17 protein-coding genes are annotated in these 23,224 nt (G+C 68.5%); 7 read left to right on the top strand and 10 right to left on the bottom strand.

Going from position 1 to position 23,224, the window contains the following annotated elements; all coding sequences use genetic code 11:
- Window positions 1-9: 9 nt before the first annotated feature.
- Both J2S73_RS02130 and leuD read left to right on the top strand, forming a co-directional pair.
- Entirely contained in the window at window positions 10-2,040 is a 2,031-nt protein-coding gene (locus tag J2S73_RS02130; RefSeq protein ID WP_306883770.1) for a hypothetical protein, read from the top strand.
- Window positions 2,041-2,165: 125 nt separating this feature from the next.
- Window positions 2,166-2,771 (top strand): 3-isopropylmalate dehydratase small subunit, encoded by a 606-nt coding sequence (gene leuD, locus J2S73_RS02135; RefSeq protein WP_306883771.1) that lies wholly within the window; start codon window positions 2,166-2,168, stop codon window positions 2,769-2,771.
- Window positions 2,772-3,012: 241 nt separating this feature from the next.
- Here leuD and J2S73_RS02140 read toward each other — a convergent pair whose 3' ends face one another.
- The 6 genes from J2S73_RS02140 to J2S73_RS02165 all read right to left on the bottom strand — a co-directional run bounded on the left by J2S73_RS02140 (window position 3,013) and on the right by J2S73_RS02165 (window position 7,459).
- A complete protein-coding gene (locus tag J2S73_RS02140; protein ID WP_306883772.1) occupies window positions 3,013-3,306 on the bottom strand; it encodes a type II toxin-antitoxin system RelE/ParE family toxin in 294 nt (97 codons plus the stop codon).
- On the bottom strand, window positions 3,303-3,518 hold the full coding sequence (locus J2S73_RS02145; RefSeq protein ID WP_306883773.1) for a hypothetical protein: 216 nt from the start codon (window positions 3,516-3,518) through the stop codon (window positions 3,303-3,305). Before J2S73_RS02145 ends, J2S73_RS02140 begins: the two co-directional genes overlap by 4 nt.
- A gap of 188 nt (window positions 3,519-3,706) precedes the next feature.
- Window positions 3,707-4,822 (bottom strand): 3-isopropylmalate dehydrogenase, encoded by a 1,116-nt coding sequence (gene leuB / locus J2S73_RS02150; RefSeq protein ID WP_306883774.1) that lies wholly within the window; start codon window positions 4,820-4,822, stop codon window positions 3,707-3,709.
- Between the two features lie 84 nt (window positions 4,823-4,906).
- A complete protein-coding gene (locus J2S73_RS02155; RefSeq protein ID WP_306883775.1) occupies window positions 4,907-5,866 on the bottom strand; it encodes a threonine/serine dehydratase in 960 nt (319 codons plus the stop codon).
- 88 nt (window positions 5,867-5,954) lie between these two features.
- Window positions 5,955-6,722, bottom strand: coding sequence for a sulfite exporter TauE/SafE family protein (locus tag J2S73_RS02160; RefSeq protein WP_306883776.1), 768 nt, complete (start codon window positions 6,720-6,722; stop codon window positions 5,955-5,957).
- 101 nt (window positions 6,723-6,823) lie between these two features.
- Window positions 6,824-7,459, bottom strand: coding sequence for an arylesterase (locus tag J2S73_RS02165; RefSeq protein WP_306883777.1), 636 nt, complete (start codon window positions 7,457-7,459; stop codon window positions 6,824-6,826).
- A 136-nt stretch (window positions 7,460-7,595) separates the two neighbouring features.
- On the opposite strand from J2S73_RS02165, the gene J2S73_RS02170 reads away from it, so the two are divergent.
- Window positions 7,596-8,300 carry an ABC transporter ATP-binding protein gene (locus J2S73_RS02170; RefSeq protein ID WP_306883778.1) on the top strand — a complete coding sequence of 235 codons (705 nt, stop codon included), beginning with the start codon at window positions 7,596-7,598 and terminating at the stop codon, window positions 8,298-8,300.
- A gap of 2 nt (window positions 8,301-8,302) precedes the next feature.
- Window positions 8,303-10,867 (top strand): ABC transporter permease, encoded by a 2,565-nt coding sequence (locus J2S73_RS02175; RefSeq protein WP_306883779.1) that lies wholly within the window; start codon window positions 8,303-8,305, stop codon window positions 10,865-10,867.
- Between the two features lie 642 nt (window positions 10,868-11,509).
- Here J2S73_RS02175 and J2S73_RS02180 read toward each other — a convergent pair.
- Window positions 11,510-14,668, bottom strand: coding sequence for an efflux RND transporter permease subunit (locus tag J2S73_RS02180; protein ID WP_306883780.1), 3,159 nt, complete (start codon window positions 14,666-14,668; stop codon window positions 11,510-11,512).
- 3 nt (window positions 14,669-14,671) lie between these two features.
- Window positions 14,672-16,156, bottom strand: coding sequence for an efflux RND transporter periplasmic adaptor subunit (locus J2S73_RS02185; RefSeq protein WP_306883781.1), 1,485 nt, complete (start codon window positions 16,154-16,156; stop codon window positions 14,672-14,674).
- Between the two features lie 342 nt (window positions 16,157-16,498).
- On the opposite strand from J2S73_RS02185, the gene pcaF reads away from it, so the two are divergent.
- Window positions 16,499-17,704 carry a 3-oxoadipyl-CoA thiolase gene (gene pcaF / locus J2S73_RS02190; RefSeq protein ID WP_306883782.1) on the top strand — a complete coding sequence of 402 codons (1,206 nt, stop codon included), beginning with the start codon at window positions 16,499-16,501 and terminating at the stop codon, window positions 17,702-17,704.
- Window positions 17,705-18,029: 325 nt separating this feature from the next.
- On the top strand, window positions 18,030-18,317 hold the full coding sequence (locus J2S73_RS02195) for a GIY-YIG nuclease family protein (protein WP_306883783.1): 288 nt from the start codon (window positions 18,030-18,032) through the stop codon (window positions 18,315-18,317).
- A gap of 268 nt (window positions 18,318-18,585) precedes the next feature.
- Here the strand turns inward: J2S73_RS02195 and ggt are convergent, their stop codons facing one another.
- Window positions 18,586-20,328 (bottom strand): gamma-glutamyltransferase, encoded by a 1,743-nt coding sequence (gene ggt, locus J2S73_RS02200; RefSeq protein ID WP_306883784.1) that lies wholly within the window; start codon window positions 20,326-20,328, stop codon window positions 18,586-18,588.
- A 276-nt stretch (window positions 20,329-20,604) separates the two neighbouring features.
- Here ggt and J2S73_RS02205 point away from each other — a divergent pair, with 276 nt between their 5' ends.
- On the top strand, window positions 20,605-21,936 hold the full coding sequence (locus tag J2S73_RS02205; RefSeq protein ID WP_306883785.1) for a mechanosensitive ion channel family protein: 1,332 nt from the start codon (window positions 20,605-20,607) through the stop codon (window positions 21,934-21,936).
- Between the two features lie 12 nt (window positions 21,937-21,948).
- Here J2S73_RS02205 and chrA read toward each other — a convergent pair whose 3' ends face one another.
- Window positions 21,949-23,166, bottom strand: coding sequence for a chromate efflux transporter (chrA, locus tag J2S73_RS02210; protein WP_306883786.1), 1,218 nt, complete (start codon window positions 23,164-23,166; stop codon window positions 21,949-21,951).
- Window positions 23,167-23,224: the final 58 nt, after the last annotated feature.

The raw sequence follows: 23,224 nt of genomic DNA on the forward strand, positions 1-23,224 counted from the left end.
ACGCGCGCGATGGCGGATTTTCACACGGTCCTGAAACGGGCGGTTGCGGCGTTGCCCGATCAGAGCGGGCCGAATCGCAGGGCCGTCTACGACAAGGCACGCAAGGCGCTTCTGAAGCAGCTGCAGGGCCTCGATCCGCCGTTGCCGGCGCAAGAGGTGACACAGCAGCGCCTGTCGCTCGAGGACGCGATTCGCAAGGTCGAGGCCGAAATCGCCCGGGCCCAGCGCGGCCAGACCGGCGACGCGCCGGCAGCCGGCAGCGCCCCGCCCGCACGCCCGACCGCGCCTCCGCCGCCGCGTCCGCGCGCGCCGACCACCACGCAGGCTCCGCCGCCGCCCCCGCCGTCCCCGGCCGCCGAGGACGAGGCCCCCGAGCCGGAGGCCGACGAGACCCCGCCGGCGCCGCGCGTGTCGCGCCCGACGTTCCCGTCGGCTCCCCGGGCCCCGTCGTCCGGGGCGGGTCCCTCGCTGCGCAGCCCCGCCGCGCCGCGCCCGGCCGCGCCCCAGCGTCCGGCCCAGGAGGATGCGGACGGTCCCGACACCCCGGCCGGCGGGTCCCCGTCTCCCGCCTCCGGGGAGGCTCCTGCGCGCCGGCGCGAGCCGACGCTCCGGCGGCCGGCCGCTCCCGCTGCCCCGACCCCGTCCGCCGCGAACCCGGCACCCCTGGAACCCGAGGAGGGCGGCGAGGTAACCGATGGTCCGCGCGCGACGCCCCAGGCGCCGGATCCGGCCGGACCGTTCCGCCGGGTGTCGTCCCGCGACGTGCCGCAATACCGAGACGAGGACGACCTCAGCGAGGAGGAGATCGAGGCGGCCGCGGCGGAAGCCGAGAGCCCCGAGATCCAGCGCGTCCCGTCGACGGCCGACCGGCGCGGATGGCTGCGCCGGCGCGGATCGCGGAAGGACGCCGCCGACGAGCCGGAGATGGCCGAGGCGGAACCGGCGGATGCCTATGATGCCCGCGAGGAGGACGACTATCCCGATGACGGCTACGCCGACGACGGGTACGTCGATGCCGACGACTACGCGGACGAGGATTACGACGACTATTACGAGGAAGAGGACGACCGGAGCCGCAAGCGCAGCTTCCGCTGGCTCGTCGCGCCGCTGGTCATTCTGCTGATTCTGGCTATCGGCGCGTTCGCGCTCTACAGCCAGCGCGATGCGATCATGGCGATGATGTCGCCGTCCGGCGATCAGACCGAGACGGCCAGCACGCCCGCGGCCACGCCCGATCCGGAATCCGACAAGATCTCCGACCGGCTGAACGGTGCCGCCGGAGAGGAATCCGATTCGGAGGTCGTCGCACCCGACGCCCGGTCTGTGCGCACGACGCGGGTCGTGACGCCGCGCAACCCGGACGGCTCCGCATCGCAGCCGGCGTCCCAGAACGGCCAGACGCCGCTGCCGGGGACCGCGCCGGAGACGGCGAGCCCGGCCGAGGGCACCGCTCCCGCCGCCGGACAGGCGGACCGGCCGGACGGACTGGAGCGTCCGAGCGGCGACTTCGAGGCCGTGCTCTACGAGGAGGGCAACAGCTCCCAGGGCGGCAACGCGCTGCGCGGCTCCATCGACTGGGAGTTCGTCGAGGAATCGATCGGCGGCCAGCCGCCGGAGCCGGTGGTGCGCGCCAAGCTCGCCATTCCGGGCCGCGACATGATCACCACGCTCCTGTTCCGCAAGAACGACGACCAGGCGCTGCCCGCCAGCCACCTGATCGAGGTGTCGTTCGAGCTGCCGTCGGATTTCCCGGGCGAGGCCATCGCCAACGTGCCCGGCCTGATCATGAAGACCAGCGAGCAGGCCCAGGGCAACGCCCTGATGGGGGCGTCGGCCAAGGTCTCCGACAATCTGTTCTGGATCGCCCTGTCGGCGACGCCGGAGGACGAGGAGAACAATCTGCGGCTCCTCAGGGACCGGAGCTGGATCGACATACCGCTGCTCTACGAGAACGGCGGCCGCGCGATCCTCACGTTCAACAAGGGCCCCGACGGCACCGAGGCGATCAACCAGGCGCTCGACGCCTGGGACGCCCAGTAGGTTGCCCACCGCCGGTCGGCCATGCGGTGGACGCCGCATGGCTGCCGGCCACGCATTCCGGCTTGCCCTCAGCCGCCGGTCGGGGCTACCAGTAGCCCTCTTTTGACAGGTTCTGGATAAACGCCATGGAGAAGTTCACCGTCCTCACCGGTGTCGCCGCGCCGCTGCCGATGATCAATGTCGACACCGACATGATCATTCCGAAGCAGTATCTGAAGACGATCAAGCGGACGGGGCTCGGGACCGGGCTTTTCTCCGAGCTGCGCTACAACGAGGACGGCAGCGAGAACCCCGAGTTCGTGCTCAACCAGCCGGCCTACCGCAACGCCGAGATCCTGGTCGCCGGGGACAATTTCGGCTGCGGGTCGAGCCGCGAGCATGCGCCGTGGGCGCTCATGGATTTCGGCATCCGCTGCGTGATCTCCACCTCGTTCGCCGACATCTTCTTCAACAACTGCGCCAAGAACGGCATCCTGGCGATCAAGGTGTCGGAAGACGAGCTGGCCCTTCTGATGGACGACGCCGAGCGCGGCTCCAACGCCAAGATCACCGTCGACCTTGAGGCCCAGGAGATCCGCGGCCCCGACGGCGGCGTGGTCAAGTTCGACATCGATCCGTGGACCAAGCACTGCCTGCTGAACGGGCTCGACGACATCGCGCTCACGCTGGAGAAGGATCCGGCGATCACGGGGTACGAGGACCAGGTCTCCAAGGACCGCCCCTGGGTCTGAGCGAATCCGGGTTCTGTTTCGCCCACGCGAACTCACTTCGTTCGCCGCTGCGCGGGCGCGGCCGGTTCTTTCGTCCCGACCGCTTCGCTCCGCGCCAGCTGGTCCTTTTCCCGGTCGCTTCGCTCCGCGCCTCTTGACCGGCCGGCGCGCGGTCGCGCGCTGACAAGCAAAGCCAGCGAGAATGGGAACCGGTTTTCCGTCTGGGACAGCGGCTACAGGGATCAGTCGGGCCGAGTTCGCCCTACTCCGGCCCGAGAGACGTCCCCGGGTCGCGCGACGTGTGGAAGATGCTCTCGATGCTGAGGGTGTCTCCCAGAATCCGGTAGAAGATCCGGTACCGGAACGCCGTCAGCGTGAAGACGTAGACCCCGAGTATATCTGTCGCCCGACCGATGCGCGGATAGCGCTCGAGGCTGCGCACGGCCATCTCCAGAGCGTCAGCGAAACCCCGGGCGGCGGCCGGATTTTCAGACAGCAGATAGTCAACAGCGTCGCTCAGTTCCTGATCGGCTCGCCGGCTGAGCCGGGCCTTCATGCCGAACGCAGTCGGGCCAGGTGCCGGGCGAGAGCGTCGTCGTCCGCCGTTCGGCCCGCGTCGGTGTCTGCGATACCGGCTTCCACCGCCCGCCGTTCGTCCGGGCCGAGAACCAGCGGGTTTCCGTCACCGATCTGATCAAGAATCAGGCGCGCCAAGGCATCCTGCCGCTCGGCGGGCAGGTCGGACAGGGCGCGGATGGCTTCTTCCATCAGTCTGGTCATGCCGACCAATCTAGCACGGCTTGCTGCCGTGCGTCCGCGCGGCGGCGTCATCCTTCGACAAAAAGGGGCCGTGCGGCCCCTTTTCGCATTCTCTCGCAAGGACTGGCGCGGACGCCTGGTATCGACTCGCAATGCCGGACGGGCCAACAACCGGCTCCCGCTTCGCGTGGCTTTGCTCAGGCCGCCAGGTTGTCCAGCGCGGCGATGATGGCGGCCGTCATCTCCTCGGTGCCGACGGTGTCGGCCCCGTCCGGGGCGATGTCGGCGGTGCGCGCGCCGCTGTCGAGCGCGGTTGCGATCGCCTTGTCCAGCAGATCGGCTTCCTCGACCAGCCCGAACGAATAGCGCAGCGCCATCGCGAACGAGGCGATCATCGCGATCGGATTGGCGCGGCCGGTGCCGGTGATGTCCGGGGCGGAGCCGTGGACGGGCTCGTAGAGCGCCTTGCGACGGCCGGTGGTCGGGTCCGGGGCGCCGAGCGAGGCGGACGGCAGCATGCCGAGCGAGCCGGTCAGCATCGCCGCCACGTCGGACAGCATGTCGCCGAACAGGTTGTCGCAGACGATCACGTCGAACTGCTTCGGACGGCGGACGAGCTGCATGCCGCAGTTGTCGGCGAGCATGTGCTCCAGCTCCACGTCCGGATAGTCGGCTTCGCGGACGCGCTCCACGACTTCCTTCCACAGCACGCCGGACTTCATGACGTTGCGCTTTTCCGACGACGTCACCTTGTTGCGCCGGGTTCGCGCCAGGTCGAAGGCGACGCGGGCGATGCGCTCGATCTCGAAGGTGTCGTAGACCTGGGTGTCGACGGCCCGCTTCTGGCCGTTGCCGAGATCCCGGATTTCCTTCGGCTCGCCGAAATAGACGCCGCCGGTGAGCTCGCGGACGATCAGGATGTCCAGACCTTCGACAAGCTCCTTCTTCAGGCTCGAGGCGTCGGCGAGCGCGGCATAGCAGATCGCCGGGCGCAGATTGGCGAAGAGCTGCAGATCCTTGCGCAGCCGCAGAAGGCCGGCCTCGGGGCGGACGTCGTAGGGCACGTCGTCCCACTTCGGTCCGCCGACGGCGCCGAACAGCACCGCGTCGGCCGCGAGCGCCTTCTGCATCGTCTCTTCGGAGATGGCCGCGCCATGGGCGTCGTAGGCCGCGCCACCCACCAGATCGGTCTCGGTGGTGAACAGCTTGCCGCCGGCACGGCGGTTGAACCAGTCGATCACTTCGCCGGCCGAGGCCATGATTTCCGGTCCGATGCCGTCACCGGGCAGAAGCAGAAGCGAATGGGTGGTCATGGCGGGCGATCCTCGGCTCTTGTTGCCAGTGTTGACTGGTGCCTAACGGCTTGCCGGACCGATGGCAATATGGCGGGCGGGCGGTCAGTCCTCGATGTCGGCGAGGGTGGTCAAGTCGACGTTGCAGCCGCACACCAGCACACCCACCCGTTCGCCCGGTTCGGGGCGGTAGGCGCCGGCAAGCAGGGCTGCGAGCGCCGTGGCGCCGCCGGGCTCCGCGGCGATCCCCAGCTCGCGCCAGAGCCGGGCCTGGGCGGTGCGGATGGCGGCGTCCGGCACGGTCACGGCGTCGTCGAGAAAGGCCCGGGCCTGGGCGAAGACGAGATCGCCCACCCGGCGGGCGCCGAGGGAATCGGCTGCCACGCCGGAGACGTCCACGTCGACCGGGTGGCCGGCGTCGCGCGCCGCCTTCAGGCAATGGGAGGTGTCCGGTTCGACGGCGACGATCTTCCCGCGCTGCTCGTACCAGGTGGCGATGCCGGCCATCAGCCCGCCGCCGCCGACGGCGACGAGCACGGTGTCCAGCTCCGGGACGGCGCGCTCCCATTCCAGCCCGACCGTGCCCTGACCGGCGATGGTGGCGGGCGTGTCGTAGGGATGGATGTCGATGGCGCCGGTCTCCGCCCGGAACGCCGCGCAGGCGTCGGCCGCGTCGGCATAGCGCGCGCCGCCGATGCGGACGTCGGCGCCGGCCTGGCGGATCTTGGCGACCTTCACGGGGCTTGCGATCTCCGGAACGAAGATGGTCGCCCGGCGGCCGAGCTGCGAGGCGGCGAAAGCGACGGCCGCGCCGTGATTGCCGCCGGAGGCAGCGGCCACGTCCGCGGTGGCGTCGTCGGCCGACAGCAGCGAGTTGAACGCGCCGCGCGGCTTGAAGGAGCCGGTGTGCTGCAGGCATTCGAGCTTCAGGGAGAGGTCCAGATCGAGCCCGAAGGCGCCCCGGCCGGGAGCGATCACCGGCGTCTCGCGGATATGGCCTGAGATCCGGGCGTAGGCGGCTTCGATATCGGCGCGGGCGACGGCGGGGGAGGGGGACGCAGACATGAAAGGACCTTTCGCATTCGGCGCGGAAATTCTGAGAGGCGACCGTGGTCTAGCCGGATTTTCGCGGCTGCGGAACGGGTCAGCCCCGTCAGTCGATGAGGGTGGCGCCCGCCGAGAGGACCAGGTGCAGCCCGATCAGGGTCAGAAGGGCCTTGAGACCGGTGCGGAACACCTTCTCAGGCAGCAGGCTGAGGACCCGGGTGCCGACGACCGTGCCGGCGAACCCGGCCAGCACCATGGCGAGCGCCAGCGGCAGCCACTCGGCGAAGGCGAAGCCCAGCGCGCCGAACACCACGATCTTGAGAAGATGCTGGACGAACATGGAGCCGGCGAAGAGCGCGACCAGCTCGTTCTTGGTAAGCGCCGCGCCGGTATAGAGCGCCATCACGAACGGACCGGTGGCGCCGACGAACATGGTCAGAAGCGTGGAGGCCGCCCCGCCCACGCCGAGCAGGAGACGGCTTTCCGCGCCGATCTTCGGCATCTTTCCCCACACCGACCACAGCACGAACAGGCCGACGCCGAGCTTGAGGGCGGTCTCCGGCAGGTCGACGACGAGGAGGCCGCCGGCGACGCCGCCGCCGATCGCCCCGAGCGTGAACCAGGTCAGAATGTCGAGCCGGAGGTGGCGCGCCTGGAGCACGAGGCGGCCGGTGTTGGAGCCGAGCTGGACCACGCCGTGGACCGGGACCAGCGCGGAGATCGGCACCAGCGGGATCATGACGGCGATCAGGAGAAGCCCGCCGCCGATGCCGAAGGCGGCCGTCATGGCGGAGGTGAAGCCGGCCACGGCGATCAGAAGCACGGCCGCCCACGGCGCAAGCCCGTCGGGCGTCAGCAGGGCGACGAAATCCAATCCTCTGTCCTCGTGGAGACCGGCGGCCGGCAGGCGTCAGGGCGGGGGTCGGCCGGACCGGAGACGCCGGCCGATCGAAAGAACACCGAGGACGGCGGCGGTCAGGACGGCGCGCGCCGCTCGGCTTCGGCGATGAGATCTTCCACGACGGGCAGGATGTTGTCGACGATGATCTCCACGCCTTCGGCGTTCGGATGGATGCCGTCACCGAGCCCGTATTGCGGTTCGCCGGCCACGCCCTCCAGGAAGAAGGGATAGTAGAACGCGTCGTGGGTTTCGGCGAGCTCGCCGAAGATCGGATTGAACGCCTCCTGATAGGCCGGGCCCATGTTCGGCGGCGCGAGCATCCCGGCAAGCAGCACGGGAATGTCCCGCTCGCCGAGCGTGGTCAGCATGGCATCGAGATTGTCCCTGGTGACCGACGGGTCGATGCCGCGCAGCGCGTCATTGCCGCCGAGTTCCAGGATCACGCCGTCGGTGTCGTCGGGAACGGACCAGTCGAGCCGCGACAGGCCGCCGGAGGTGGTGTCGCCGGAGACGCCCGCATTGACCACCTCGACGTCGTGGCCCTGTTCCCTCAGCCGGGCCTGAAGAACCTCGGCGAAGCCCTCGTCGGGGCCGAGCTGATAGCCGGCGGTCAGGCTGTCGCCGAACGCGACCAGCTTAATCGGATCCTGGGCGAAGCCGGCGGTCGGAGCCGCCAGGAGGAGAACCAGCCCAAACAGTAACGCGCGCATCAATCGTCCGCCTCATCTGGATCTGAAGTCGTTACGGCCCATATGGCCCAAGGAGCATTGCGCTGCACAAATCGGTGCGTACACCCAGCCATCCCGCCCTCTTTGCCGGGAATGTCTGATCGAAGGAGTTCATCCCGTGGCCGAATCCGCGATCGCCCTCAAGGACGTGCATCTGAGTCTGGGGAGCGGAGCCGGCCGCGTCCATATCCTCAAGGGCGTTTCACTGGATATTGCGCACGGCGAATCGGTTGGCGTGGTCGGCCCGTCCGGGTCGGGCAAGTCGACGCTGCTGATGGTTCTGGGCGGACTGGAACGGGTCGCCGGCGGCAGCGTGCGCGTGGCCGGCAGCGAACTCACCGGGCTCGGCGAGGACGATCTCGCCCGCTTCCGCGGCCGCTCCGTCGGTATCGTGTTCCAGTCGTTCCACCTCATTCCGACCATGACGGCGCTGGAGAACGTCGCGGTTCCGCTGGAACTGGCCGGCGCGCGCGACGCGTTCGACCGGGCCCGGCACGAGCTTGAGCAGGTCGGGCTCGCCGATCGCATCAACCATTATCCCGGCACACTGTCGGGCGGCGAGCAGCAGCGCGTGGCGATCGCCCGGGCGCTGGCACCGGCCCCGGCGCTGCTTCTAGCCGACGAGCCCACCGGCAATCTCGACGAGGACACCGGCGCGCCGATCGTCGACCTGATGTTCGAGGCGAGCCGCAGCCGCGGCATGACGCTGGTGATCGTGACCCACGATCCGGAGCTTGCCAGCCGCTGCGACCGGACCGTGCGCATGCGGGCCGGTGAGATCGAACCGGCGCGGCCGGCCGCCGCCCGCGTCGAGGCCCTTTGAGCATGGCGGGCGGATCGCGGTCCGGCGGGCCGGGCTTCGGGACGGCGCTCCGCTTCGCGCTGCGGGAGATGCGCGGCGGGCTGAAGGGGTTCTATGTGTTCATCGCCTGCATCGCCATCGGTGTGGGCACGATCGCCGGCGTCGGCTCGCTGGCCAAGGCGCTCAGCGAAGGCATCGTCGCGGAAGGCCAGACCATTCTGGGCGGCGACCTCGACGTGTCGCTGATCCACCGGCAGGCGAGCGCGGTGGAACGGGCCTTTCTCGACGAGCAGGGGCGGCTGTCGGAAGTGGCGACACTTAGGGCCATGGTGCGCAAGCCCGACGCGTCCGACCAGGCGCTGGTCGAAATCAAGGCCGTGGACGACGCCTATCCGCTCTACGGCACCGTCGAGCTGTCCTCGGGCCGGAGCCTCGATGACGCGTTGGCGGGCGACGCGGAGCATCCGGCGCTCGCCGATCCGGCACTGCTGGCGCGGCTCGACGTGGAGCCGGGCGACACGCTGTCGCTCGGGCGCATCCGCATCACCCTGGTCGACACCATCGAGGCGGAGCCGGACAAGCTCTCCGGCGGGGTGGAGTTCGGCCCGCGCCTGATGGTCTCCGTCGACACGCTTGAGGAAAGCGGGCTGGTGCAGCCCGGCAGTCTCGTGCGCTGGCATTACCGGGTCGCGGGCGAGAGCGGATCGATGTCCGATGCGCGCCTGTCGGCCGTCGCCGAGGCGGCGACCGCCGACTTTCCCGACGCCGGCTGGCGCATCCGCGCGCGCACCGAGGCCGCGCCGGGCCTCAGGGATTCCATCGAACGCTTCGCCCAGTTCCTGACGCTTGTCGGGCTGACGGCGCTGGTCGTCGGCGGCGTGGGGGTGGCCAACGCGGTGCGGGCCTATCTCGACCGCAAGCGGGCGGTGATCGCGACGTTCCGCTGCCTGGGCGCCGACGGCACGTTCGTGTTCACCGTCTATCTGGCCCAGATCGTGATGCTGGCCGGGATCGGCATCGCCATCGGGCTCGCCTTCGGGGCGGTGATCCCGCCGCTCGCCGCGGTCCTTCTGGTGGGTATTCTGCCGGTCTCCACCCTCGGCGGCATCTATCCGGGCGAGCTGGTTCTCTCGATCCTGTACGGGCTCCTGACGGCGCTCGCCTTCGCGCTGTGGCCGCTGGGGCGGGCCCACGACGTTCCGCCGACGGCGCTGTTCCGGGGACGCGAGGCGAGTTCGGCCGGACTGCCGAAGCGGCGCTATCTGGCAGCGTCGGCGGCGGTCACCGGGCTGCTGGTCGTGGTGGCCGTCGCGCTCGCCCATGATCGGTTCCTGGCGTTCGTCTACGTGGTGGCGGTGGTCGCGGCGTTCCTGCTCCTGCGGGTCGTGGCGTGGGGGATCATGGCGCTCGCCCGGATCGCGCCACATCCGCGTGCAACAGGGGCGCGTCTGGCGCTCGGCAACATTCACCGCCGGGGCGCGCTGACACCGACGGTGGTCCTGTCCCTCGGCCTCGGGCTGGCGCTTCTGGTGACGCTGGCGCTGATCGACGGCAACCTGCGCAACACGCTGACGGCGCAACTGCCGGAGCGGGCGCCGAGCTTCTTCTTCGTCGACATCCAGGACCGGGAACGGGACGGCTTCCTGGCGACGCTCGAGGAGGAGGCGCCGGACGCGGTGATCGAGATGCAGCCGATGCTGCGCGGCCGGATCGTCTCGCTGAAGGGGATCGCGGCGGCCGACTACGACGCGCCGGAAGCGGAATGGGTGCTGCGCGGCGACCGCGGCATCACCTATGCGGCGGACAAGCCGGAGAACTCCACGATCGTGGAGGGCGCCTGGTGGCCTGAGGACTATGACGGCACGCCGCAGGTCTCGTTTGCCGCCGAACTGGCGCAGGAGCTGGGGCTCTCCGTCGGCGATCCGGTGACGGTGAACGTGCTCGGCCGCACCATCGAGACCGAGGTCGCCAATCTGCGCACGGTCGCCTGGGAGAGCCTCTCGATCAATTTCGTGATGATCTTCTCGCCCAACACCTTCGCCGGCGCGCCCCACGCCCATCTGGCGACGCTGACCTATCCGGACGGGGGGACGACGGAGCGCGAAGTGGCGCTGTTGAGGATGCTCGCCGATGCCTATCCGACGGTGACGGCGATCCGGGTGAAGGACGCGCTCGATTCGGTGAATTCCGTGGTCGCCGACATCGCGCTGGCGATCCGGGCCGCTGCCAGCGTGACGCTGATCGCGTCGATGCTGGTGCTCGGTGGCGCGCTGGCGGCAAGCCACCGCTCGCGGATCTACGATGCCGTGGTGCTGAAGACGCTGGGCGCGACACGGGGCCGGCTGGTCGGCGCGTTCGCGCTGGAATACGCGATCATCGGGGCGGCCACCGCGATCTTCGCCATCCTGGCAGGCTCCGTGGCGGCCTGGTACGTGCTGACGGAGATCATGGAGATCGAGTTCGCGCTGCTGCCGCTGACGGCGGCGGGCGCGGTGGTGATTGCGCTGGCGGTCACGGTGGGGCTCGGCCTGATCGGCACCTGGCGGGCGCTGGGCGAGAAGCCGACGGGCGTGCTCAGGGATCAGTAGCGCGGGGCGCACCGCCGAATTGCAGGCACGGCGAGGGCGCGTCAGGCTGTTCGAGGGCCTGACGCGCCACCACCATCTGCATCCCGTGACACGATCCGGTCGTTGCCGGATCGACGCGTCGATACTCAGCTCGGGATAGGCTGACCATAAACCGGCGGTTCTTAACCGTTTCCGAACAACGGGCGAAAAATGCCCGGGATTGTGACCTGGGCGGGTATTGCCCGGGTGGTCTGCCGCCGGCCGGTCAAGAGGCGCGGAGCGCAGCGACCGGGACAAAAAAAGAACCGGTCGCCCGGACCCGTCGTGCGGCCCTGGATTCCGGCTTTCGCCGGAATGAGCGGAGGAGGGCGGCGCTGATCCGGACGGAAAACCGGTTCCCGATTTTCCCGACGGTGGCTTTCTTCACCGCACTGCCAGGAAAAGTGGTGTCCACTTTTCCTGGCAGTGCTGGGCCAGCGCGCAACTGCACGCCGGCCGGTCAGGCCGCCCACGCGGAGCCGGTGAGCGACGCGAGCTCGGCGTGAGCGCTTGTTTTTCTATCCCACCGCCGGACGGAAAACCGCAAGAGCACTTTTCCTGGCGGTGATTCTTCCCGTCGCAACGCCGGACGGAAAACCGGTTCCCACTTTTCCTGGCGTTGCTTTAGCCGTGCGTGCCGGGCAGATGGCCGCCCTCGGGCTCCGGATGGTCCTTGCGCTTGCCGTCGAGCGTGTCGCCGATCCACTGGAACATCACGTAGAGGCCCGGGATCAGGATGATGCCGACGACGGTGGCCGCGAGCATGCCGCCGAGCACCGTGATGCCCAGCACGATGCGGCTGACGGCGCCGGCGCCAGTGGCGGTGACCAGCGGGATCAGGCCGAAGATGAAGGCGAACGCCGTCATCAACACGGCGCGGAACCGCATGTGGGCGCCCTGGAGCGCGGCGGCATAGCGGGTGTGGCCCGCCTCCCGCTGCTCCTTGGAGAACTCCACGATCAGGATCGCGTTCTTCGCCGCCAGTCCTATGAGCAGGACGAGACCGATCTGAACATAGACGTTGAGGTCGATGCCGAAGATCGTCACCGCGGCCACAGCGCCCAGCGTCGCGACCGCCACGGAGGTCAGCACCGCGAACGGGATCGCCCAGCTTTCATACTGGGCCACCAGGAACAGATAGCCGAACAGGAGGGCGAGGCCGAACAGGGCTCCGATTGAGCCGGACTGGCTCGCCTCCTGATAGGACATGCTGGACCAGTCGAACGCGTAGCCTTCCGGCAGCGTCTTCTGGGAAATCTCCGCCATGGCCTGCATCGCCTCGCCCGACGAGTAGCCGGGTGCGGCCGAGCCGTTCACGTTGGCCGCCAGGAACTGGTTGTAGCGATAGGCGGTGCTCGGACCGAAGTCGAAGCGTGTCGTGGTGAGGGTGGAGACCGGCACCATGTCGCCCGTGGTGGAGCGCACATAGAGCCGGTCGATGTCGTCGATCCTGTTGCGGAACTGCTGGTCGGCCTGGATGTTCACCTGGAACACGCGTCCGAGATAGGTGAAGTTGTTCACGAAGGCCGAGCCGAGCTGGGCCTGGAGCGTGTTGTAGAGCGCCGACACCGGGACGTTGAGCGCCTCGGCCTTGGTGCGGTCGACATCCACGAAGACCCGGGGCACGTCGGCATTGTAGCTGGAATAGGCCGACGCGATCCGCGGATCGCCGTTGGCCGCCACCAGGAGCGCCCGTAGCGTCGACGAGAGGTCGTTCGCCGACTGCCCCCCAAGCGCCTCGAGCCGGTAGTCGAAGCCGGCCGCGGTGCCGAGGCCCGGGATCGGCGGCGGCGGGAACGCGAAGACGTTGGCCGCCGGAATGGCCGCATATTTCTGGGACAGCGATTCGTAGATGCCCTTGAGCGAGGTCTCGGGCGTGGTGCGCTCGTCCCAGGGGTTCATGACGACGATGGCGAGGCCCGAATTGGAGCCCGGCGCGCCGGACAGGAGGCTGTAGCCGGAGACGGTGATGACGTTGGCCACCCCGTCCTGGGCCTTCGCGATCCGCTCGACCTCGTCCATGATCTTCTGGGTCTGGGGCAGCGCCGCGCTGGATTCCAGCGACACGTCGACGAACAGCGCGCCCTGGTCCTCGTTCGGGATGAAGCCGCCGGGAAGCCGGCTCATCAGCCCGAACGCCACCCCGCCGATGATGACGATCAGGATGCCGGCGAGCGCCGAACGCCGGGCGATCATGCCGACCGCGCTCACATAGCCGTTCCGCGAGCGGTCGAGCACGATGTTGAAGTACTTGAAGAAGCCGCGCTTCTTCGTCTTCGGCGGCGTCAGTACCAGCGAGCAGAGGGCCGGCGACAGTGTCAGGGCGTTCACCATGGAGATGAACACGGCCATGGAGATGGTGACGGAGAACTGGCGGAACAGCTCGCCGACGATGCCGGGGAAGAACGACACCGGGCCGAACACGGCGAACAGCACCATCGTCGTGGAGACGATCGGGCCGGTGACCTGGTTCATCGCCTTGATGGTGGCTTCGCGCCGGTCGAGGCCTTCCTCCTCCATCACGCGGGTGACGTTCTCCACGACGACGATGGCGTCGTCGACCACGAGGCCGATCGCCAGCACGATCGCGAACATGGAGATGGTGTTCAGCGAAAAGCCGAACAGCAGCAGGAAGACGAACACGCCGACCAGCGAGACCGGGATGGTGACGGCCGGAATGATCGTCGCCCGGAGATTTTCCAGGAAGATGAACACGACGATCAGCACGATCACGCCGGTGATCGCGAGCGTGTAGGTGATTTCCTCGATCGAGGCGGAGACGAACAGGGTGGAATCGTAGACGACCTGGGCATCGACGCCCTGGGGGAACCGGCCCTTCAGGCGCTCCAGCTCCGCCTTCACCCCTTCGGCGACGGCGAGCGCGTTGGCGCCCGGAGCCTGATAGATGGCGATGGTTGCGGCGGGGCTGCCGTTCAGCTGGGAGACCGAGGAATAGGTCTGTGCGCCGAGTTCCACCCGGGCGATGTCGCCGATGCGGACGACGGCGCCGTCCTGACCGGTGCGCACGATGATCTGCTCGAAATCCGCCGGATTATCGAGCTGGCCGACGGCGGTGATCGTGTACTGGTTGACCTGATCGTCGCCGATGGGCGGGCCGCCGATCTGGCCGAGCGCGGCCTCGATGTTCTGGTCCTCGATCGCATTCATGACGTCGGACGGGGAGATCCCGATCGCCGACATCTTGTCCGGGTCGAGCCAGATCCGCATGGAGTAGTCGAGCTCGCCGAGCAGGTTGGCCGCGCCGACGCCCTCAACGCGGGCGAGCGGGTCGCGGATGTTGATCGAGGCGTAGTTCGACAGGAAGATCGGGTCGTAGGAGTTGTCCGGCGAGAAGACGTTGACGACCAGAAGCATGTTGGTCGACTGGGCCTGCACCACCACGCCCTGGCTGAGCACGGTGGAGGGCAGCTTCGACTGGGCCTGGGACACCCGGTTCTGGACGTTCACCTGGGCGATGTCCGGATCGGTGCCGATCTCGAACGAGACGCTCAGGGTGTAGGTGCCGGCGGAGGAGGAGACGGAGGACATGTAGATCATGTCCTCGACGCCGTTGACCTGCTCCTCGATCGGGCCGCCCACGGTGTCGGCGATCGTCGAGGCGTCGGCGCCCGGATAGGTGGCGGTGACCTGCACCACCGGCGGGGTGATGTCGGGATACTGGGCGATCGGAATGGAGTAGATCGCCAGGATGCCGGCCACGGTCAGGACGATCGAGATGACCGCGGCGAGACGCGGCCTGCGGACGCAGATCTCGGAGATCATCGATCAGTTCCCGGAGCCGGAGGAGGACGAGCCCGACGAGCCGCCGGTCGATGAGCCGGACGACGATGCGTCGGAGCCCGAGCCACCGGTCCCCGACGAGCTGCCGGACGCCGGAGCGCTGGACGACCCGCTTCCGCTCGAACCGCTGCTGCCAGATCCAGAAGAAGTGCTGTCCGAGCCGGAACCGCTGGTGCCTGAATTGTCGCTGCCCGACGTCTGGGAACCGGACGAGCCGCCGTTGCCAGACGACTGGCCCTGGCTCGGATCGGCCTGGCCCGCCTGGGAGGCGTTCTGGAACGACACGGAGGTGGGACTGACCGTCATGCCCGGCTGGATCTTCTGGACGCCCTGGACGACGACCGTCTCGCCGGACTGGAGTCCGGAGGTGACCGCCCAGCCGTCCTGGACCTGGACGGACGTTTCGATCCGCCGCTCGGAAACCTTGTTGTCGGTTCCCAGAACGAAGACGTAGCGGCCCTGGCGGTCCTGCTGGACGGCGGAGAGCGGCACGACCGGCAGGTTCTGCTGCTGGGCCTGGCGCACGATCGCCGTCACGAAGCCGCCGGGCAGCAGGGCGCCGTCGGGGTTCGGGAAGTCGGTGTAGATGGCGATCGTGCCGGTGGTCTGGTCGACCTCGTTGGACACGAACGCGATCTTGCCCTGGGGTTCGTAGGTCTTGCCGGTGGGCAGCTCGATGGTGGGAACGAACGACACGCCCTCGGCCGAGGCCGCGTTGATGCCCTTCTCCTGGGCGAACTGGATCCAGTAGGTCTCCGGGATGGAGAACACCATCCGGATCGGATCGAGCTGGACCACGGTCGCGAGCGTGCCGGACTGGGTATTGACCAGGTTGCCCTGGGTGACGTTGGTCGCGCCGATGCGGCCCTTGATCGGCGAATTGATGGTCGTGTAGCCGAGATTGATCTTGGCGGTCTCGATCTGGGCGTTGGCCTGCTCGATCGCCGCCTGTCCGCTCTGCACGCTGGCGGCGGCCTCGTCGCGCTGGGCCTGGGCCTGGTCGACGACGGCCTGGGAGACCGTCTGCCGCTCGAGCAGGGTCTGCTGCCGGTTCAGATTGGCCTGGGCGTTCTTGAGCTGGGCTTCCGCGCCGGACTTCTGGGCCTTGGCGGTGGCGAGCTGGGCGTTCGCCGCATCGAGCTGCGCCTGATACTGGTCCTTCTCGATCTGGTAGAGCAGCTGGCCCTTGTCGACGAAGGCGCCCTCCTGGAAGGCCACCTGATCGAGGAAGCCTTCCACGCGGGCGACGATGTCCACCTGCTGGATCGCCTGGATGCGGCCGAGGAACTGTTGGGAGGCGGCGACGTTCTCGTTCTGGATCGCCGTCACGACGACCGCGGGAGGCGCGGAATTTCCGCCGCCGGGTGCCTGCGCCATCGCCGATGATGCCGCCAGGCCGAGAAAGCCGGCGCTCGCAACCAGTGACAAGATGCGCCGCGGCCCACCGCGCTCGACGCGGGAATGCACCATTCCAACCCCTCCAGAACTCCAGCCCGCGAAAATTGCGGAAGCCTAGCCTTTAGCATCCCCAGGGGACCCGACGGAAGCGCCTCTCGGTCCCATCACAGCGCAAATTCTTGATGACATCGGCCGGCCGGCCGCGCGGTTCGGGTCTTGACAGCCCGTGCCCAGAGGTCAAAACGGCGCGACCAGCGCGACCGTGGCACGCCGGCCCTGTGGATCCGGAACGACCGGTCTTATCTCAGGCAAGAGGCGGATGCCGGTGGCGCGCGCTGCGTATCCAGCGGTGCCAAGATCCGGCGGCGCCCCGTGTTTCGGCCGATCGCGGCCCAGTGAAGGAAGGAACGCTCCATGCGCGACGCCTACATCGTCGACTATATCCGCACCCCGATCGGCCGTTTCGGCGGAGCGCTGTCCGCCGTGCGCGCGGACGATCTCGGCGCGCTCCCGATCAGGGCGCTGGTGGAGCGCAACGCCTCGGTGGACTTTTCCGCCGTCGACGACGTGATCTTCGGCTGCGCCAACCAGGCCGGCGAGGACAACCGCAACGTCGCCCGCATGGCGGTCCTGCTGGCCGGGCTGCCCGAAGTCGTGACCGGAACGACGGTCAACCGGCTGTGCGGCTCCGGCATGGACGCGACCGCGATGGCGGCGCGGATGATCAAGACCGGCGAGGCGGACCTGGTGATCTCCGGCGGCGTGGAGTCCATGTCGCGGGCGCCGTTCGTCATGCCGAAGGCGGACACGGCGTTTTCCCGCAAGGCGGAGATCCACGACACCACCATCGGCTGGCGGTTCGTGAACCCGCTGATGAAGAAGCAGTACGGCATCGATTCCATGCCGGAGACCGGCGAGAACGTCGCCGAGGAGTTTCAGGTCAGCCGGGCCGACCAGGACGCCTTCGCCGTGCGCTCCCAGGAGCGCGCCGTCGCCGCCCAGGAGGCGGGCCGGCTGGGCGAGGAGATCGTCCCGGTCACGATCCCCCAGCGCAAGGGCGATCCGATCGTGGTCGACAAGGACGAGCATCCGCGCGCCGGCACCACGGTTGAAAAGCTCGCCAAGCTGCCGACCCCGTTCCGGGAGAACGGCTCGGTGACGGCGGGCAACGCGTCGGGCGTCAACGACGGCGCGGCGGGTCTGCTCCTGGCGTCGGCCGAGGCGGTCGAGAAGTACGGCCTAACCCCGATCGCCAAGGTGATTGGCGCAGCAACGGCAGGCGTTCCGCCGCGCATCATGGGCATCGGTCCGGCGCCGGCGACCAAAAAGCTGATGGAGCGGACCGGTCTCAAGATCAGCGATTTCGACGTGGTCGAGCTGAACGAGGCGTTCGCCAGCCAGGGCCTCGCGGTGCTGCGCCAGCTCGGCCTTCCCGACGACGGCGAGCACGTCAATCCGAACGGCGGGGCGATCGCGCTGGGCCATCCGCTCGGCATGTCCGGAGCCCGCATCGTGGGCACCGCCATGCGCGAGATGCAGCGGCGCGGCGGCAAGAAGGCGCTGGCCACCATGTGCATCGGCGTCGGTCAGGGCATCGCGCTGGCCATCGAGGCGGCGTAACTCTGTCCGCTCCGCCCGCGAGCCGGATGTTTTTCTCACGCCGAGTGCGCTGACGCGCACCGGCTTTGGGTGGGCGTGGGCGATTTAAGTGCGCTCATGCGAACTCATTTCGGTCGTCGCTGCGCGGGCGGTTCTTTCGTCCCGGTCGCTTCGCTCCGCGCCTCTTGACCAGTAGGCGCGCCGGCGGATGCAGTTCGGGGAGACAGGGATGTCTGTCTCAAGCGCCAACCCCACACTCCGCTCATCCCCGCGAAAGCGGGGATCCATAGGGAGGCGGCGCCAGATTCAGGCAGGATGAGAGGGAAATTCGAACTATCCTCTCGCCATGGCCTTTTACGTCTACATGCTCGCGAGCCGGCGAAACGGCACTTTCTATGTGGGGATGACCGACGACCTCGCGCGGCGCATCCACGAGCACCAGACTGGCGCCCTACCAGGCTTCACCCGGAGACATCGGATCAAGAAACTCGTCTGGTACGAGGTCCACGAGAACCGGGAAGCTGCCTTCGTCCGCGAGCGGCAGATCAAGAAATGGCGTCGGGAGTGGAAGATTGCCCTGGTTCTTCAGGAGAACGGGGAATGGCGCGATCTCTACGAAACGCTTCAGCTCTGACGGTGAGGCCCTATGGATCCCCGCTTTCGCGGGGATGAGCGGAGAGTGGGGTTGGCACTTGAGTTAAACATCCTCCCCTCGCCGGACGTCACCTGGCAGCGCGCGACCGCATGCCGCTGAATCAAGTGCAGAAGAGCGACGGGACTGGACCGAAAGAACCGGCCGCCCTCGCGGAGCCGGCGAGCGCAAGCGAGTTCGGCGTGAGGCGCGGTTGTTTCGGGCGCAATCCCCGGGCGGAAAACCGCAAGAGCACTTTTCCTAGGATTGCTCAATACCCCGCCGCGAGCGCGCCCGCGCGGCGGGGATCGGCCGCACCCTGAAGGGTGCCGTCCGGGGTCACCAGGATCGACTGGGTCGACCCCATCGCGTCCTTGAGGGCGACGGTGTGGCCCATCTCCTCCAGCTTCTCGATCGTGTCGGGGCTGATGCCGCGCTCGATGCGGATCTCGTCGGGCAGCCACTGATCGTGGATGCGCGGCGCCGCCGTGGCGCTGGCGACGTTGAGGCCGTGGTCGATCACGTTGACGATGATCTGCAGCACGGTCGTGATGATCCGGCTGCCGCCGGGCGAGCCGGTCACCAGAAACACCTTGTCGTCCTTGAAGACGATGGTCGGCGTCATCGACGACAGCGGCCGCTTGTTGCCGGCCACGGCATTGGCGTCGCCCCCGATCAGCCCGTAGGCGTTGGGCACGCCGGGCTTGGCGGAGAAGTCGTCGAGCTCGTTGTTGAGCAGGATGCCGGTGCCGTCGGCGACCAGACCCACCCCGTAGGAAAAATTCAGCGTGTAGGTGTTGGAGACGGCGTTCCCGTCGGCATCGACCACCGAATAGTGGGTGGTTTCGGGGCTCTCCGTCGGCGCCGGAGGCGTGCCGGGCCGGATCTCGGACGACGGGGTTGCCCGGTCCGGATCGATCCCGGCACGCACCTCGTCGGCGTAGTCTTCCGAAATCAGCCAACGGTCGGGCACGTCGACGAAGTCGGGATCGCCGAGGTGGGCGGAGCGGTCGGCGTAGGCCCGGCTCATCGCCTCGCTCATGAGATGGATGGTGCGGGCGGAATTGAGGCCGTGCTCGGCGATCGGCAGCCCGTCCAGGATGTTCAGGATCTGGATGAGGTGGATGCCGCCGGAACTCGGCGGCGGCATGGAGGCGACGGTGTAGCCCTGGTAGCTCCCCAGCACCGGCGCGCGCAGCTTGGCCTCGTAGCCGGCCAGATCGGCGAGACTCATCCGGCCGCCGGTCGCATTCACCTTGTCCACGATGGCCTTGGCGATCGGGCCCTCATAAAAGGCGTCCGGTCCGTCCAGGGCGATCGCCTCCAGCGTGTCGGCGAGATCCGGCCGGGTCATGATGAAGCCGGGCTCAGGGGTCCCGTCGCTGGGGCCGTAGAAGATCCCGTAGGCTTCCTGGTCGCGGGCCAGGTGAAGCCGTACCCAGTTCGATGAGAGCGAGCTGGAGAGATCCTGGCTCACGGGAAATCCGTCGCGGGCCAGCGTGATCGCGGGCGCGATGAGGTCGGCCCAGGAAAGATTGCCGGAGCCGAACCGTTCATGGGCGAGCGCAAGCCCGCGCACGGTTCCCGGCACCCCGACGCCCAGCCCGGAAAAGCGGGACTTGACCGGATCGGCATCGCCGGCGTCGTTGAGGAACATGTCCTCCGTCGCCGCTGCCGGTGCCGTCTCCCGGTAGTCGATGGCCATGGTCTCGTGGGCGTCGGCGTCGTGGACGATCATGAACCCGCCGCCGCCGATATTGCCCGCGCGCGGGAGCGTCACGGCAAGCGCGAAGCCGACGGCCACCGCCGCGTCCACCGCGTTGCCGCCGGCGCGCAGAATGTCGACGCCGACGGTGGTCGCGAGCGCCTCCTGGCTGGAGACCATGCCGGTCTGGGCGATCACCGGATGAAAGCGGGACTGCGACGAGACGATGGCGCCGTCCTGGGCCCCGGCGGCGGAGACCGACAGGACGGCAACGAGGACGGTCGAGAGGCGGACGAGCGGCGGGATCATCGGCGGCTCCTCTGGGGCAAACGGCTGAGGCCGTGAGTCTGGGGCGTCGGGCCGGGCCTGGCCAGTGCTTTCTGGATCAACACCCGGAAAGCCGTCCGGTTCACCTCTTCGTCGCGGCACGCGATTTTCGGTTTCGCACGCGCACCAGCGAGGCGATAAGACGGGCTAGAGCCTTCTCCGATCAGGTGGAAACACCCGATCGATAAGACATGGCTCCAGATTCAATGGGTTGAGCAAACGGGACATGCTCTCAGGCGAACAGAGGGAGTGGGGCAGGTGAATCCAGACGAGCTCGCGGCCGATCTGACGGGCCGGTTTCCGCAGATCCGGTCGGCCTGGCAGACGGTTGAGGGCGCCATCGGACAGGACACGCTCGGCTTTCCGCTGGACCGCATCCTGCTCGCGGTGGTCGTCTTTCTGCTGTTCTACATCCTGCGGCGACCGCTGCGGTCCCTCGTCCTGCTCCTGTTGACGCGGCTCATCGGACTGACCGCCACGAAGCAGCGCGACCAGGTGATCGAGGCGCTGCGTGGTCCCATCGGGCTTCTGCCCGTCGCGCTGGGCGCCTATTTCGCGTTCGAGATCGTCCGCGCCGACGAGGGCGGCCAGATCGCGGTGATTTCCGCCCATGTGGTGGCGAGCCTGGTGCTGGCAGCGGTGTTCTGGGCGCTGTTCGGCCTGGTCACGCCGCTCGTGGAATCGCTCCGGCCCTATTCCGGCGGGCTGACCCAGTCGATGATCGACTGGATCCGCCGCATTCTGGCGAGCCTCGTCGCCTTTCTCGGCGGGGCCGCGATCCTGCAGGAATGGGGCGTCCAGGTCGGTCCGCTCCTGGCCGGCATGGGAATCGCGGGTGCGGCCGTCGCGCTGGGCGCCCAGGACCTGTTCAAGAACCTGATCGCCGGCATTCTCATCCTGGCGGAAAAGCGCTTCCAGTACGGCGACTGGGTCAAGGTCGACGGGGTCGTCGACGGCACCGTGGAATATATCGGCTTCCGCTCCACCAAGGTGCGCAACTTCGACGACACGCTGGTCCAGGTGCCGAACACCGACCTGTCCGACAAGGCGGTGACGAACTACTCCGCCATGCGCCGGCGCCGGATCTACTGGACGATCGGCGTGCCCTACTCGACCACCGTCGATCAGCTCAGGGAGATCCGCGACGGGATCGAGGCGTACATCCTCGACTCCGGGGACTTCGTGTCGCCGAAGGAGATGTCGACCTTCGTCCGGATCGACTCCTTCGGGGCGTCGTCGATCAACATCATGGTCTATTGCTTCACCAAGACGACGATCTGGGCGGAGTGGCTGGCGGCCAAGGAGCGGCTTGCCTACAAGCTGATGGACATCGTCTACGGGGCCGGCTCCAGTTTCGCCTTTCCCTCCACCTCGCTCTACGTGGAGAGCCTGCCGGAAGGCAAGCCGGATCGGTTTCTGCCGCCGGACGAGGACGGCAAGCCGCAGGTCGAAGAGGCCGACGACACGCCGCGCGGCCCCGGCGCGACCGACAGCAGGGGCAAACCGCTCGGCAACGCGATCGGACCGGGCAAGGCGGGGCCATCGGACGGCAGCGACGGCGGAGAAGCGGGCGAGGGCGAGGCCGGATAGGCAGGTCCCGGCTTAAAGCACGACCCCGCCGACCACGCCGGAGGCGACCACCACCGCCCAGGGCGGCGCCTTCCACTGGCTGAGCGCGACATAGGCGGCAACCGCGATGGCCAGCGCCATGGGCGAGGTGATGCCGCGGGTGAACACCGGGTCGTAGAGGGCGGCGGCGAGCAGGCCGATCACGGCGGCGTTCACCCCCATCAGCGCGCGCCGGGCGTTCGGGCGATGCCGGAGCGCCGCCCAGAAGGGCAGGGTGCCGATCACCAGCAGCGCGGAGGGCAGGAAGATCGCGAGAAGCGCGAGGACCGCGCCCGCGATCCCGCTCACCGGCCCGTTGAGGACGGCGCCCAGGAAGGCGGCGAAGGTGAACAGCGGGCCGGGTACCGCCTGGGCCGCGCCGTAGCCGGCGAGGAAGGCGCTGTCGGGGACGAGCCCCGGCCCGACCACCGACTGTTCCAGGAGCGGCAGCACCACGTGGCCGCCGCCGAACACGAGGCTGCCGGCGCGGTAGAACGTGTCGAGGATCGTCAGCGCGAAGCTGTCGGAGATGGCGGCCGCGAGCGGCAGGCCGGCGAGCAGCACGAAGAACACGGCGAGCGCGGTCAGCGCGACCGGCCGGGAGACCTTCACGTCGAGCCCGCCTTCGCCGGCTCCGTCCTCGGGGCGCGGCAGAACCACCAGACCGATGGCGGCGCCGAGGGCGATGACCAGCACCTGGGCCCAGGTGGTCGGCAGGATCAGGAGCGCGATCATGGCGGCTGCCGCGATGGTGGCGCGCCGTGCGTCGGGGGCAAGCGAGCCGGCCATGCCGAGGAGCGCCTGGGCAACGACCGCGACGGCGGCGGCCTTCAGGCCGGCGATCCAGCCGGCGCCTTCGGTGTCGCCCAGGGCGGTCAGCCCATAGGCGAACACGACCAGGGCGATGGCGGAGGGAAGGGTGAAGGCGGTCCACGCGGCGGCCATGCCGAGATAGCCGGCCCGTTTCAGGCCGATCCCCATGCCGACCTGGCTCGAGGCAGGACCCGGCAGGAACTGGCAGAGCGCGATGAGGTCGGCGTAGGCGGCTTCGGAGAGCCACTTGCGGCGTTCCACGACGGCGGAGCGGAAATAGCCCAGATGCGCGATCGGGCCGCCGAACGAGGTCAGCCCGAGGACGAGGAAGACGCGGAAGACTTCGGCAGCGCTGCCGCTCGCGACGACGTCGGTTTCCGTCTCGGGGCGATCCTGCATGAAGGAGGCTCCGTGTCCCAGCGCCTGAGGTGGGCCTGTCTTGGCGCGGATTCCGGGC

Origin of the sequence: Amorphus orientalis, assembly GCF_030814015.1 — a bacterium.
Classification (GTDB): domain Bacteria; phylum Pseudomonadota; class Alphaproteobacteria; order Rhizobiales; family Amorphaceae; genus Amorphus; species Amorphus orientalis.

Bases quoted from the DNA above. Each gene is read 5' to 3' on its own strand.
- J2S73_RS02185 (WP_306883781.1), bottom strand. From the start codon at position 16,156: ATGGTGCATTCCCGCGTCGAGCGCGGTGGGCCGCGGCGCATCTTGTCA.
- leuD (WP_306883771.1), top strand. From the start codon at position 2,166: ATGGAGAAGTTCACCGTCCTCACCGGTGTCGCCGCGCCGCTGCCGATG.
- J2S73_RS02165 (WP_306883777.1), bottom strand. From the start codon at position 7,459: ATGCGCGCGTTACTGTTTGGGCTGGTTCTCCTCCTGGCGGCTCCGACC.
- chrA (WP_306883786.1), bottom strand. From the start codon at position 23,166: ATGCAGGATCGCCCCGAGACGGAAACCGACGTCGTCGCGAGCGGCAGC.
- J2S73_RS02140 (WP_306883772.1), bottom strand. From the start codon at position 3,306: ATGAAGGCCCGGCTCAGCCGGCGAGCCGATCAGGAACTGAGCGACGCT.
- J2S73_RS02130 (WP_306883770.1), top strand. From the start codon at position 10: ATGGCGGATTTTCACACGGTCCTGAAACGGGCGGTTGCGGCGTTGCCC.
- J2S73_RS02155 (WP_306883775.1), bottom strand. From the start codon at position 5,866: ATGTCTGCGTCCCCCTCCCCCGCCGTCGCCCGCGCCGATATCGAAGCC.
- J2S73_RS02175 (WP_306883779.1), top strand. From the start codon at position 8,303: ATGGCGGGCGGATCGCGGTCCGGCGGGCCGGGCTTCGGGACGGCGCTC.
- leuB (WP_306883774.1), bottom strand. From the start codon at position 4,822: ATGACCACCCATTCGCTTCTGCTTCTGCCCGGTGACGGCATCGGACCG.
- pcaF (WP_306883782.1), top strand. From the start codon at position 16,499: ATGCGCGACGCCTACATCGTCGACTATATCCGCACCCCGATCGGCCGT.
- ggt (WP_306883784.1), bottom strand. From the start codon at position 20,328: ATGATCCCGCCGCTCGTCCGCCTCTCGACCGTCCTCGTTGCCGTCCTG.
- J2S73_RS02145 (WP_306883773.1), bottom strand. From the start codon at position 3,518: ATGGAAGAAGCCATCCGCGCCCTGTCCGACCTGCCCGCCGAGCGGCAG.
- J2S73_RS02180 (WP_306883780.1), bottom strand. From the start codon at position 14,668: ATGATCTCCGAGATCTGCGTCCGCAGGCCGCGTCTCGCCGCGGTCATC.
- J2S73_RS02195 (WP_306883783.1), top strand. From the start codon at position 18,030: ATGGCCTTTTACGTCTACATGCTCGCGAGCCGGCGAAACGGCACTTTC.